This is a genomic window from Nocardia veterana NBRC 100344 (assembly GCF_000308855.1).
Lineage (GTDB): Bacteria > Actinomycetota > Actinomycetes > Mycobacteriales > Mycobacteriaceae > Nocardia > Nocardia veterana.
In genome coordinates, this window is sequence record NZ_BAGM01000201.1 from 31280 (window position 1) to 46061 (window position 14782).

The window sequence follows — 14782 nt, forward strand, 5'->3', positions numbered from 1 at the left end:
GAATCACCCATCGACCTACAGCCTTCCTGTCCCGTCACCGTCGACCGCACCCACGCGCACCGCCATATTCCCGCTCGGGTGCACGTTGTCGTACATCAGCTGATGCAATTCCCCGATCTGGTCGAAATCGCCGCACCGGGACAGGCACGGCTGCACCAGCCCGGCATTGATCAGACTGATCACTTCCCGGTATTCGCGCAGGTTGGCGCCGTGGGAACCCTGCAAACGCTTCGATCGCATCCACAGGTGACGCAGATCCACATCGCCGTTGTAGCCAGTCGTGCCACCGCAGATCACCACCATGCCGCCGTTGTCACAGACATACATCGAGGTCGGCAGCGTGTCCTGGCCGGTGTGCTCGAGCACGACATTCGGAAATCGGCGCTCGCCGAGGATATCCCAGATGGCTTTGCCGAACTTCCTTGCGCCCTGCAGGAATTCGCCCATCGCCACCGCGTCGGTGACGTCCGGCAGTCGTCCCCAGTGGTCGAATTCCGTCCGATCGATCACGCCGACGGCGCCCAGCCGGCGACAGAATTCGGCGCGCTGCGCGCTGGAGGCGACCGCGATCGGAATCGCCCCGACAGCCTTGGTCATCTGGATCGCCATGGAACCGACTCCGCCGGCGCCACCCCAGATCAGGACGACATCACCGGGGCGCACCTCGTTGCCGCGCCATCCGAACAACTGCCGGTAGGCGGTCGGCCCGGTGAGCATGAAGGAGGCCGCTTCCGCCCAGGTCAGTCGTGCCGGCTTGGGATGACACTGGAAGTCCGACACCAGGCAGAACTGGGCGAACGTCCCGTAGTTGGTTTCATAACCCCAGGCCCGCATGCTCTTCGAAGCCGGGTGGTCGGTTCCCGCCCGGATATCGTCGGCCGTTTCGTCCCATTGCGCACCGGCCAGCACCACATGATCACCGACCGAGACGGTGGTGACCCCTTCGCCGACCGCCCACACGATGCCCGAGCCCTCGGATCCGCCGATGTGGAAGTCCTCCGGCTGACCTTGCTTCTGCCGCAACGAGATCACGTCGACCGGATGCCCGAGCGCGGCCCAGACGTTGTTGTAGTTGATTCCGGCCGCCATCACCCGCACCAGTACCTGCCCCCGGCCCGGTGACGGAGTCGCCACGACCTCGGTCGCGAATGCCTGTGCGGGCTCGCCGAAACGCTCGCGCCTGATCACGGACGCGTACATGTGTGGGGGGACCTCCCCCATCGGGGGAACCTCACCGATCTCGTACAGCTCCCGCACCTCACAACTCCATTCTCTCGGCAGGCAGAGCGCCCGTTTCGTTGTCCTGGCCGCCCAGCTCGGCCAGCAGATGGTCGGCCAGCTCGGCCGGGGTCGGATGCTCGAGAATCATCCGGATCGGCAGATCCATTCCGGTGGCCGCGGCGAGGCGCTTGCGAATCTGGAGTCCGGAGATGGAGTCCAGGCCGAGTTCGAGAAACGGGGTGGCCGTTTCGATCTCGTCCACCGAGTCGTACCGCAACACCGCGGCGATCTCACCGCGGATCAGCTCCACGATGACGCGCCGCCGTTCGGCCACCGATTTCCCGGCCAGCTGTGCGAGCAGCGAACCGTGATCGGTGGCCGCCTGCTCGTGATGCGTGCGCAGGCGCCGGAACTCGGGCAGGTCGGCGAAGACCGCGCCGGCGCGGGTGCCGGCGAAAGCCGGCCGCTCCCAATCGATGTCGGCGACCACGGTTTCCACATCGCCGGACCTCAGCGCGCGCCAGACCGCCTCGATCGCCACCTCCGGGTCGGGATGCGCCACGCCGACCGCGGCATCGTGCCAGCCGATGGCGGCCGCGGCCAGACCTCGCCGGCGACGGCGCCGGGCGAGCGCGGCCAGCACGGCACCGGTGTGCGCGGTGCGGGCGCCGCCCGGCACGCCCCAGGCACCGGATGCGGGCGAGAGCAGGACGAACACGTCGAGTTCCCGATCGTGCAGCAGGTCGTCCAGGTGACGGGCCGTCACCAGATGGTCCAGACAGTCGGCCGAGCCGTCACCGTCCGCACCGGCGGCATGCACGACCGCGGTCAGCGGGTGGCCCCCGCCGATGCCGGCCACGACCCCAGCCAGTGCCGCGCGGTCACCGAGATCGCAGCCGGCGAAGCTCGCCTCGGCACCCGCGACCCGCAATTCGAGCTCCAGTTCGGCGGCGGCCGCGGTATCGCCCGCCGCCGTCAGGACCAGATGCCGGGCACCCTCCTGCGCGAATCGGCGCGCCAGCTGCCCGGCGACCCCGTCCGGTGCGCCGGTGATCAGGACGGTGCCCGAAGGCCGGAACGCGTTGTGCGCCCGCACCGGCGTGCCACGCCGGATTCGCCGGGCGTATGTCCCCGTCGCTCGAACCGCGACCTGATCGTCTCCACCCCGATCGTCTCCGCCCCGGCCGATCACCGCGCACAGGTCACCGAGTACCGAGGCATCCGGGGACTCGGGGACATCGACCACACCGCAGCGGATCTGCGGCGTCTCGAGGGCGGCGACCCGGGCCGAACCCCAGATTCGCGCCGCGTCGGGATCGGGGGCGGCATCGGCAGGTCCGACCGCGACCGCGCCGGTGGTCACCCACCACAGCGGACGGCCGAATCCGACATCGTGGAGCGCGCGGGCCAGCTCGACCGGACCGACCGCGGCGTCGTTCCCGAGCACGGCCAGCATTCCGGCGACGTCGTCGGCGGGCGGCAGCTCCGGCAGCCGGTCGGTGATATCGCCCGGCACCCCGACCACCTGCACCGCACCGAAGTGGGTACGCACCGCATCGATGAGCTGTGCGCAGCGGTCGTCGACCCCGCCGTCGGGCACCAGGACGTACCAGGTTCCCCGTCCCCTGGTGGCCGGTCGCCGGGACAGCCGTTCGAAGCACACGCGATACCGCAGGCGGTCGGCGTCGCTCGTCCGCCGGGACCGCTGCCACCACGACGACAGGTCCGGCAGTACGGCGGCCAGGGAGCCGGCGTCCGCGCCCCCGATCAGGTCCGCCAGAGCGCCCGCGTCGCCGCGTTCGACGAGCCGCCAGAATTCGCTGTCCGGCGCGGCGGCGGGGCGAGGCGGCGCGGTAGCGAGTTCGTCGGGGAGCCAATATCTTTGGCGCTGGAACGGATACGTCGGCAGGTCGGGGCGGTAGCGTGCGCCCGTTCCGGTGAAGGCCGCGGACCAATCGACCGGAACACCCTCCACATACAGATCGGCCGCCGATCGGTAGAACCGAGCCAGATCGCCCTGCCCCCGTTGCAGCGTACCGCCGGTGAGCACCCGCACCGACATGTCGCCGGCGATCCGGTCGACCGACGGCAGCAGCACCGGATGCGGTCCGGGTTCGACGAAGGTCCGCCATTGTGCCCCTAGCGCCGATCGCAGTGCCGCGTCGAACTGCACGGTCCGGCGCATATTCCGGAACCAGTACTCGGCATCGAGGGCGCCGGTGTCGATTTCGTCGCCCACGACCGTGGAGAAGAACGGAATTCGCGCCGCCCGCGGAGTGATCGACGCGAGGGTGCTCAGGATTTCGTCCCGGAACCGGTCGATGTGGGCGGAGTGACCGGCGCCGGTCGCGCCGGGCACCCGTCGCACCCGGGCGCCGGCGGCGGTGAGCTCGTCGGTGAGTTCGGCCAGCGCATCCGGATCACCCGAGAGTGTCAGGGCCTCCGGGGAATTCACCGCGGCCACCGAGACGAGCTCGCCGAACCGGGCGATTCGCGACTCGATCTCGGCGCCGGACAGGCCCAGCACCGAGATCATCGTGCCGCCGGTCAACGTGGCCAGCAGCCGGCTACGCACCCCCACGATCGTTGCGGCATCCGTTAGCGAAAGCGCCCCGGCGACATAGGCGGCCGCCACCTCGCCCTGCGAATGTCCGATCACGGCGCCGGGTCGCACTCCCATCGACTGCCACAGTTCGGTGAGTCCGACCATCACCGCGAACAGGGTGGGTTGGATGACATCGACCGTCTCCAGGCCCGGGGCGCCCGGGTCCTGCCGCAGCACCGCGCTGACCGACCAGTCCGTCCATGGCGCCAGGGCCCGTTCACAGTCCGCGATCGCCTGCGCGAAAATCGCGGATTCGTCCGATAACTCGCGACCCATGCCGAGCCACTGGCCACCTTGGCCGGGATAGACGAATACCGGGGCGCCCGGATTGCGCGCCACTCCGGTCGTCACGTCGGGATGCGGGTCGCGCGCGGCGATCGCACCGAGACCGCGGGCCAGCTCGGCCGCGGTGGTCCCCACGATGACCGCCCGGTTCTTGAACGCGGCCCGGCCGGCGAGCGAACGACCGACATCGGCCGGTTCGACAGCGGTGCCGGACAACCATCCCCGCACCCGCCCGGCATGCTCTTGCAGAGCCTTCGCGGTGCGCGCCGACAGGACCCACGGGACGGCACGGCCGACGGGTTCCGCCGGTTGGGTGAAATCGGCTTCGGCACCATCGGTTTCGGCGGAATCCGGAGAAGCTACCAGGACATGCCCGTTCGTGCCGCTCACCCCGAACGAGGACACCGCACCGACCAGCGGCCGGTCCGCCGGCCAGGGGACGGGCTCGGTGAGCAGCCGCATCGCACCGGACGACCAGTCCACCTTCGACGTCGGCGCGGTGACGTGCAGGGTCCGCGGCAGCACCCGGTGCTGGATCGCCAGCACGAGTTTGATCACTCCGGCGACGCCGGCGGCCGGACCCGAATGCCCGATATTGGATTTGATCGAGCCGAGCCACAGCGGCCGGTCCGGATCGCGGTCGGCCCCGTAGGTCGCCAGCAACGCACCGGCCTCGATCGGATCGCCGATCGCGGTTCCGGTGCCGTGCGCCTCCACCACGTCGACGTCGGCACCCGACAACCGGGCGACGGCCAGCGCGTCCCGGATGACCTGCTGCTGCGCGGCGCCGTTCGGGGCGGCCATCCCATTCGAGGCACCGTCCTGGTTGATCGCGCTGCCCGGGATGACCGCGGCGATCGGATGACCGTTGCGGCGCGCGTCGGACAGCCGCTCCAGCATGATCACCCCGATCCCCTCACCCCAGCCGGTGCCGTCGGCATCGTCGGAGAACGATTTGCACCGTCCGTCGGGTGCGGCCGCCAGGCGCGTCATGCCGAGCAACATCGGGGTGGACATGAGCATGACACCACCGGCGATGGCCAGATCGGATTCCTCGGCCTGAAGCGAGCGGCACGCCTGATGGATCGCGACCAGCGACGACGAGCACGCGGTATCGACCGTGACGGCCGGACCGGAGAAGCCGAACGCGTAGGCCAGTCGGCCGGACAACACGCTGGACATGCTGCCGGTCATCATGTGCGTCGCATCGCTGTCGTCCGGGATGTACGGCACCGCTGCGGTGTCGTCGCGGTGCACGTGCGTCTCGTCGGTGTCGGAACCGGCCTCGTCGCCGGCGAGGGAGCTGTTCCGATAACCGCCGTCGGCCTGAACCAGCGAAGCCATATAGTCGCCGCCGGTCGATCCGAGGAATACGCCGGTGCGCGAACCGCGTAACGCGCTGGGCGCGATGCCCGCCCGTTCGATCGCCTCCCATGTCACCTCGAGCGCGAGCCGCTGCTGCGGATCCATCAATAGCGCTTCGCGAGGCGAGATGCCGAAGAACTGTGCGTCGAAACCCGCGATATCGGCGAGGAATCCGGCCGATTGGGCGTACCCGTCCTCGAGTTCGCTGGATTTGGTGGAGATCACCTCGCGCATCGCTTCCCAGCCGCGATCACTGGGATAGGTGCCGATCGCGTCGACGCCCGCGGAGACCAGTTCCCACAGCTGTTCGGGGGTGCTCACGCCGCCCGGATAGCGACACGCCATCGCGACCACCGCGATCGGCTCCCGAGTGCGGTTCTCGGCCTCGGCGAGCCGGCGACGGGACTCGTTCAATTCCTGCGTGACCTTCTTGAGGTAGTGCCGCAGGCGATCCTCGGTGCTGGTCATGTCGTTTCACTCCTCCGGATCGGCCAAGCCGAGATCGCTGTCGATGTATGCGAACAGTTCGTCGTCATCGGTCGGCACCGTCGATGCGAGTGCGGTGTCGAATCGCGCGGCGAGTCGGCGTATTCGGCGCACCGCCGCTCTGCCCTCGGCGCTGTCGGGGTCGAGTCCGGCCAATGCGGCCTCGAGTGCGTCCATCCGGTCCTGGAGGCCGGGTTCGGCGGCGCCATCGGTCGCCGGCAGGCAATCGTCGAGATATTCGGCGATCGATGCCGGGGTCGGGCGGTCGTAGGCGACCGTGGCGGGCAGGGCCACCCCGGTGGCCGCCACCAGGCGATTGCGCAGTTCCATCGCCGCCAGCGAGTCGAAGCCCAGATCCAGGAAACTGGCCTGTGCGTCGACCGGCTCGCCCCGGCCGAATCCCAGCACCGCGCCCACATGCGAGCACACCAGCTCCAGCACCGCGGTGCGACGGTCCTGGTCCGGCAGGCCCGCCAGCCGGGCAACCAATTCCGCTGTGACAGTGCCGTTCTCGCCCGGTGTCGCAGTCGAAGCACGAACCAGGCCCCGCACCGTCGAGGGCAGCACGCCGCCCAGCCCGGCCAGCTCACCGCTCAATCGGGCGGGGTCGAATCGGGCGGCCACCACGCGCGACCGATCGCTCGCCAACACCCGGTCCCACAATTCGAGGGCTTCGGGCACACTCAATCCCACGAGCCCGCCGCGGCCCATCCTGGCCCGGTCGACGGCCCGCACCCCACCGGCCATACCGCCGGATACATTCCACAGCCCCCACCCGATCGATCGGGCCGCCGATCCGCGACCGCGCCGGTAGTGTGCGAGCGCATCGAGAAACGCGTTGGCCGCGGCATAGTTCGCCTGTCCCGGCGAGCCGACGGTGCCGGCGACCGACGAGAACAGCACGAACTCGTCCAGCCCGAGGCCCTGTGTCGCCTCGTGCAGATGCCACGCGCCGTCCACCTTCGACCGCAACACCGTGGCCACCCGGTCCGGCGACAGGGCACCGATCATGTCGTCGTCCAGCACGCCCGCGGTGTACAGCACGGCCGAGAGCCGGCCCACCTCCGAACACACCCACTTCACCAGCCGCCGCACCTCCGCTGCGACGGTCACGTCACAGGTCGCGCCGCGCAGTCGGACGCCGGTACCGGCCAGATCGTCGGCCGGATCCGTGGTCACGCCGCCGGACCGGGAAGCCAGCACGACATCCCGGACCCCGTACTCGGTCACCAGATGCCGCACCACGATTCCCGCCAGCTCGCCCCCGCCGACCACCAGCACCACACCATCGAACGGGTGGCCCGACGACCGCACCGGTGCGGCCGAATGTTCCTGTGGCCCAGCCGTATCCCGTTCGTCGCGGTGGGGAGACGAACTCCGGTGCTCGTCGGCGGGCAGCAGCCGCGGCGCCCACAGGCCAGAATCACGCAGCGCTACTTCCGATTCCGTTCCGGAGACGACCGCGGCCAAGGCCGAACGCACGTCACCACCCGAGATATCCAGCAGTGCGAGGCGACCCGGATACTCCAGCTGCGCCGTCCGCACCAGACCGGCCACACCGGACTGTGCCAGACCGGCGGCATCCATCGCGGCGTCGCCCGCTGCGGGTACGGTCACCGCGCCGGACGTCATCAGCACCAATCGAGCTGCCCCCAGCCCGGCGGCGGCCACCCACTCCTGCACGATGGCGAGCGCGCCCAGTACCGAATTCCGCACCCCCTCGGCCACATCGATCGCACGGCCCGAGTCGGCACCGGCCGGCCCCCAGCACGGCGCTACCACGGCGACCGGTGCCCGCGCCCCCGCCCCCACCGCCTCGGCCACACCGGCGACATCGGGGAACCATCGATCCACGACACCGGCGCCCCAGCCTCCCGAGCGATTCGGGTCACCGATTCCCCACACCATCTCCGGGGCGCCCGAAACCGGCGCGACCCGAACCCATGTCGTCTCGAACAGCGCGGCCCGGCCGCTCAGGGCGGCCACCTGGTGGCGCGAGACCGCAACGAGCGCAACGGCATCCACCGCACCGACGGGAGTACCGGCCCGGTCCGTGAGCGTTATCGAGACCCGGTCCCCGTTCCGGCGCATCCGGACCCGCAAACTCGTCGGTGGGCCGTCCGGCAGCGACACTCCCGTGAACGACATCGGGAGCCACAGCCTTTCCGGGTCCACATCCGCCGGCACCTCCGACCCGTCCGCCCCGGCCACCGACACCGCCCAGGCATGGAGTGCGGCATCGAACAGCGCCGGATGCACACCGAAACCCGAGACCTCGAGTCCCGGCACCTCGATCTCGGCGCACACCTCGTGCGGACCACACCACCAGACGTGGTGCACGCCGCGGAAGGACGGTCCGTAGTCGTATCCGAGCTGTGCCAGGCGGTGATAGCCGCGGTCGGCGTCGGCCGCGACGGCTCCCTCCGGTGGCCAGGTCCCGTCGAGTCGTTCCAGTTCGGCGCTGTCTGCGGTGACGGTCCCGGAGCAATGTCGCACCCAGCCCGAATCGCCACCGGCCGGATCCTCGGCCCGGCCGTCGTCGGGTCGGGAGTAGATCGACACCGGCCGCCGGGTCGCACCTGCTCCGATCACCACGCGGACCAGAACACCGCCGTCCGACAGGGTCAGCGGCTCCTCGAGCAGCAGTTCCTCGATTCGCGGGAACCCGGCGAAACGCCCTGCGGTCGAAGCCAATTCGACGAAACCGGTGCCGGGGAACAAGACCGACCCGAAGACGGCATGGTCGGTCAGCCACGGGTGCGTGGTCGCCGACAGGCGGCCGGTGAAGACCGTATCTCCGCCCGGTACGTCCAGGACCGCACCCAGGACCGAATGCCGTACCCCGGTCAGGCCCAGGCCGGCCGGATCCGTCGCGTCGCCTACCCGAGTCGGTGGATATACCCAGAACCGTTGGCGCTGAAAGGCATACGTCGGCAGGTCGACCGTGCGCGCACCGGTCCCGGCATAGAACCCCGCCCAGTCCACCGGGACCCCGTGGCAGTACGCCCGAGCGACACAGTCCACCAGGGTCGCGACCTGATCCTTGTTCCGGCGCTGCGTGGTCAGTACGACCGCGTCGTCCCCGACGATGCGCGAGATCATCGGCGCCAGCGCCGCGTCCGGCCCCACTTCCACGAACCGCGCGGCGCCGCCCTGGGCGGCGGACCGGATCCCGTCGGCGAACCGCACCGTATCGCGCACGTGCCGCACCCAGTATTGCGGATCGAGGAACAGATCCGATTCGAGCCGCCCGGTGACGTTCGAGACGAGCGGTAGGCGCGGCAGGGTGCGGGTCACGTCGCGGCACTCCGTCTCGAACTCGGCAAGCATCGGCTCGACCATCCGCGAGTGAAAGGCGTGCGATACGTCGAGCCGCCGGACCCGGGTGCGGGTACCCCAGTGTCGTGCGACCTCCTCGATCGCATCGACAGACCCGGACACCACCACCGAGCCGGGCGCGTTCACCGCAGCCACCGACACACCGGACGGAAGCTCGCCCACCACAACGCTTTCCGCTGCTTCGATCGCCAGCATCGCCCCACCAGGCAACCCCGCCATCAACCGGGCCCGCGCACGGACCAACCGCACCGCATCCCGCAACGAGAACACACCCGCCACATGCGCTGCGGCGATCTCACCGATCGAATGCCCAACCAACACATCCGCCACCACCCCCCACGACTCCAACAACCGGAACAATCCGACTTCCACCGCGAAGACCGCCAACTGCGTATTGCCCGTCGCATCCACATCGGTAGCAGGACCGAACAACCACTCCGGATCACAAACCTCACCAACCACCTCGGCAAACACCGGAAAACACTCGAACAACTCCCGCCCCATACCCGACCACTGCGACCCCTGGCCCGGAAAAACGAATACCGTCTGTCCGGTGGCCGCGCGAACGGGATCGGTCTCGTACTTGCCGCTCCCGTCCGCACCCGCGAAGATCACCGATCGCCACGGCAGCTGTGCCCGCGTCGTCGCCAGCGACCAGCCGATGTCCACGGCGGTCACGCCGCCGGGATTCGTCTCGACCCAGGTCCGCAACCGCTCCTTCTGCGCCGCAAGGGCATCCGCCGATCGGCCCGACACCGGCCACGGAACCACCGGCAGGCCGGCCGCGGCCGGCAGGGCACCGGCAGGTGAATCGGCCGCTTCCGGGTTGCGCTCCACGGCCTCCGGCCTGCTCGGCCGAGGCCACGATCGCGGTTGTTCGACTTCGGTGGCGGTGGCCTCCTCCAGAATGAGGTGCGCATTGGTGCCGCTGATCCCGAACGACGACACACCGGCCCGTCGCGGTCGCTGCGAGGACGGCCACTCCCGTGCGCCGCTCAGCAGTTCCACCGCGCCCGAGCTCCAATCCACGTGCGGGGTAGCGGTATCCGCGTGCAGTGTGCGTGGTAATACCTTGTGCCGCATGGCCTCAACCATCTTGATCACCCCGGCGACACCCGCCGCAGCCTGGGTGTGGCCCATATTGGATTTCACCGAACCCAACCACACCGGGTGATCCCGGTCCTGCCCATAGGTCGCCAGCAACGCCTGCGCCTCTATCGGATCCCCGAGAGTGGTCCCGGTGCCATGGCCTTCGACCACATCCACATCAGCCGGCCCCAGCCCGGCGTTCGCCAACGCCGCCCGAATCACCCGCACCTGCGACGGACCATTCGGCGCCGTCAAACCATTCGACGCACCATCCGAATTCACCGCCGACCCACACACCACCCCCAACACCCGACGACCCCGAGCACGCGCAACCGACAACCGCTCCAACACAACAACCCCCGCACCCTCACCCCACCCCACACCATCAGCACCCGCACCGAACGACCTACACCGACCATCCGGCGACAAGGCCTGCTGCCGAGAGAACTCGACGAAGACCGACGGTGTCGCCAACACCGTCACCCCGCCCGCCAACGCCAGATCGCACTCCCCGGCACGCAGTGCCTGACACGCTTGGTGAATCGCCACCAGCGACGACGAACACGCCGTATCCACCGACACCGCCGGCCCCTCCAGACCCAGCGCATACGCCACCCGGCCCGACACCACGCTCGCCATACCGCCCGTACTCAGATACCCCGCCAATTCGCGCCGTTGCTCACCGGTGGCGGCCACGAATCCGTAGTCGTGGTACATGACCCCGGCGAACACACCCGTACGACTCCCCCGCAACGACAACGGATCGATCCGAGCATCCTCCACACCCTCCCACGCCACTTCCAGCAACACCCGCTGCTGCGGATCCATCGCCAACGCCTCCCGCGGACCCACACCGAAAAACCCCGCATCGAAATCACCCGCGTCGTAGACGAATCCGCCTCGCGGCGCATACGAGCGATCGTCCACCTCCCAGCCGCGATCGACCGGGAACTCGCCCACCACATCCCGGCCCTCGGCGACCACCTCCCACAAACCGCCGCGCGACACCACGCCACCCGGAAAGCGGCAACCCACACCGATGATCGCGATCGGCTCGGATCGGGCCGCGACGAGTGCGCGATTCTCCGCCCGCAGACGTTCGGCCTCGGTGATCGACTTCCGGAGTGCGTCGATGATCTGCTGCTGTTGCCCGGACATCGGTTCCTGGTTCATCTCAGGCCTCCGCCTCGTAGCGGGCGGCGAATTCGATCAATTGCCCGGCATCCATCTCCGCGATCGCGTTCAGATCGGCGGGCGAGGCATCCGCTGCCTTTTCCCCGTCGTGTGCCTTTGCACCGTCGTGATTGCCCGACAGGCCGCTCAGGAGTTCGACGATTCCGGCCCGGCGCAACTCCGCGAGCGGAACCGACCGCAATGCGTGACGCAGGTCCTCATCCGTCATCTCCAGCGCTGCCGGCGCCGCTTCGACCACCACCTGGTCGAGCAGGTATCGCGCGATCGCGGCGGGTGTCGGATGATCGAAAGCCACCGTGACCGGCAGCGTGATACCGGTCGCCTGCGCGATACCGTTGCGCAGTTCGATTCCCGCCAGCGAATCGAAGCCCAGGTCCTGGAAGGACTGGTCCGGTTCGACCGCCTCCGGTCCGGCGTATCCGAGTGCCGCGGCGGCCCGCGCTCGAACCAGATTCAGCACATGCGATTCCCGTTGCCGCTCGGTGAGCCCGGCCAGTTCCGCCGCCAGCGACGCCTGCGGAGCCGCGGTCGGTGTGTCACCGATCAGACTGCGCAGCATCGGATGCAACCGGCCGTTGCGCGCTGCGGCACGCAACCCGGGGAAGTCCAGCTTCACGGGGGCCACGACCGGTGCGCCGGTGGCCATCGCGGCGTCGAACAGCGCCGAACCCTCTGCGGGTGTGAGCGGATGCAAACCCAGCCGGTCGCGGATAACCCGGGCCAGGCGGGCGAATTCGGCCGGATCGGCGGCCCCGGCCATCCCCGCCTCGGCGTCCCACAATCCCCACGCGAGTGAGGTGCCGGCCAGGCCGCGCGCGCGTCGGCTGCGGGCAAGCTCGTCCAGCACCGCATTCGCCGCGGCGTAATTGCCCTGTCCGGCCCCACCCAGGAGCGGTGCCGCCGAGGAGAACAGGACGAACGCCGACAGATCGAGGTCGCGGGTGGCTTCGTCGAGATACCAGGCCGCATCCACCTTGGGGCGCATCACTCGATCGAGCTGATCGGTGGTGAGGGTTTCGATCGTGCCGTCGGCGAGTATGCCCGCCGCGTGCATCACCGCCGTGAGCCGCGGAATCGAGCCGATCAGCTCGTGTACGGCGGCCCGTTCGCAAACATCCGCGGCCACCACATCTACTGTGGCACCGGCACTTTCGAGATCGCTGCGCAATCGTGCCACGCCGTCCGCGTCCGGACCGCGCCGCGAGGCCAGAACCAGGTGGCGCACCCCGTGTTCGGTGACCAGATGCCGGGCCAGTACCGCGCCGAGGCCGCCGGTCCCACCGGTGATCAGCACGGTGCCCTCGCCGAAATCGACCGGACGATGCGCCGATTCGGTTCTGACGAGCCGTTCGGTGAACAGGGCCCGGCCTCGCACGGCCAGGCGAGGTTCCGGTATCGACAGCAGCTCCGGCCAGTCCGGGGTGGCCCGCTCGTCGACGTCCACGCTGGTCACCCGGCCCGGGTACTCGGCCTGGACGCTGCGTAGCAGACCCGAGAGCGCAGCCCCGGCCGGGGAGCCCGACGCCGGGTCACCGATCCCGAATGCGTTCCGGGTCAAGACGATCAGGCGCCCGGTCGAGGCACCGGGCGCCGCGAACCATTGCTGGAGTCCGTGCAGAAGTTCCGCGACGGCGGCGCGGACGGCTGCAGGGCCGTCCGCCGCCACCTCGGGTGCGGCGCAGAGGACGACAGGCGGCCACGGCGCACCCGATGCGGCGACGGCCGCTGACAGTTCGGCGATCCCGGCATAGCGGCCGTCGACCTCGAGTCCCGCGAGGCAGTCGGCGGGCACCTCACCCACAACCGTGGCCCGCGGCACGACCGACGAGCCTTCGGGTGTCGCGACAGGTTGCCAGACAGGTGTGAGCAGAACGTCCGCGGCCCCGCCGGAGCGCAGCATGGCCGCATCCGCCCGACGCACCTCCAACCGCTCCATCGACCACACCGCGCGGCCGGCGCCGTCCCACGCCGTCAGATGCGTCACGCCGCCGTCGGCGACCCGTATCCGCACCCGCACCCGCTCGACTCCACGCCGGAATACGCGCACGCCGCGAAAGACGAAGGGCAGCAATACACCGCCATCGGATGCTGGTCCGACACCCTGGGCGATCACCGGGTGGAAGGCGGCATCGAAGATCGCCGGGTGCACACCGAAATTCCGGCCGCGCGCCCGCTCCGGCAGTTCGATCTCGCTCCAGACCTCCGCGTCCTGCCACCACACAGCGCGCACGCCCCGGAAGCCGTCCCCGTACTCGAATCCCACCTTCGCCAGGTCCTCGTAGCAGCCCTCCGCCGATGCGGCCGTCGCACCGTGGGGTGGCCACGGCTCGGGGGCGTCCGCCGCCGGGGCGCCAGCGGTACTCAGCACACCGTGCGCGTGGCGTACCCACCCGGCAGCCTCGTCGTCGGCGTCGTCCACGCAAGGGCGGGAAAAGACGCTCACCGGGCACATCCCGGACGGGTCCGGGGCGGCGACGCGCACCTGGACCGTCACCGCGACGTCGCGGTCGAAGACCAGCGGGGCCTCCAGCGCCAGCTCCACGACATCCGGCCGCCCGACGAGTTGTCCTGCGGCGCCGGCCAATTCGACCAGACCCGTGCCGGGGAGCAGGACCGATCCGAGCACCACATGGTCGGCCAGCCACGGCTGCGCGGCGATGGCCAGGCGACCGGTCACGAGCGTCTCCCCGGTGTCGGCCACCGACACCGCCGCCGCCAGCCACGGGTGCTGGACACCGTCCAGTCCCATGCCGCGCACATCGGTGGGAACCATCGCCGCGGTGGGCCAATAGCGTTGGCGCTGAAAGGCATACGTCGGCAGATCGACCGTGCGCGCACCGGTCCCGGCATAGAACTTCCGCCAGTCCACCCCGACGCCGTGGCAGTACGCCTCGGCGAGCCCGCGGATCACTTCGGCCACCTGATCCCGGCCGCGGCGCTGCATGGCCACCACGGCGGCATCGGGGCCGACGATGCGCGAAATCATCGGTGCCAGAACGGCATCCGGCCCGATCTCGATGAATCGGGTTCCGCCGAGGGCGCGGGCCGCTTCAATTCCGTCGGCGAATCGCACGGTTTTCCGTACGTGCTCGACCCAGTACCCGGGATCGGTGAACAGTTCGGTCTCGATGGCTCCGGTGACGTTGGAGACGAGCGGTATGCGCGGCAAGTTCAGGGTCACCTCGCGACACACCGTCT

At 69.7% G+C, this 14782-nt stretch carries 4 protein-coding genes; all 4 read right to left on the reverse strand.

The window, feature by feature from the left end:
* Window positions 1-15: 15 nt before the first annotated feature.
* Genes ccrA through ON37_RS27790 form a run of 4 tightly spaced genes read right to left on the reverse strand, consistent with a single transcriptional unit; the run spans window position 16 to window position 14765 of the window.
* The gene (gene ccrA / locus ON37_RS27775; protein ID WP_040723692.1) at window positions 16-1257 is read right to left on the reverse strand and encodes a crotonyl-CoA carboxylase/reductase; all 1242 of its coding nucleotides are present in this window, start codon (window positions 1255-1257) and stop codon (window positions 16-18) included.
* Window position 1258: 1 nt separating this feature from the next.
* The gene (locus ON37_RS27780; RefSeq protein ID WP_051032193.1) at window positions 1259-5944 is read right to left on the reverse strand and encodes a type I polyketide synthase; all 4686 of its coding nucleotides are present in this window, start codon (window positions 5942-5944) and stop codon (window positions 1259-1261) included.
* Between the two features lie 6 nt (window positions 5945-5950).
* On the reverse strand, window positions 5951-11563 hold the full coding sequence (locus ON37_RS27785; protein ID WP_051032194.1) for a type I polyketide synthase: 5613 nt from the start codon (window positions 11561-11563) through the stop codon (window positions 5951-5953).
* Window position 11564: 1 nt separating this feature from the next.
* Window positions 11565-14765: a type I polyketide synthase gene (locus tag ON37_RS27790; protein WP_051032195.1), complete on the reverse strand. Its 3201-nt coding sequence runs from the start codon at window positions 14763-14765 to the stop codon at window positions 11565-11567.
* Between the last annotated feature and the right edge of the window lie 17 nt (window positions 14766-14782).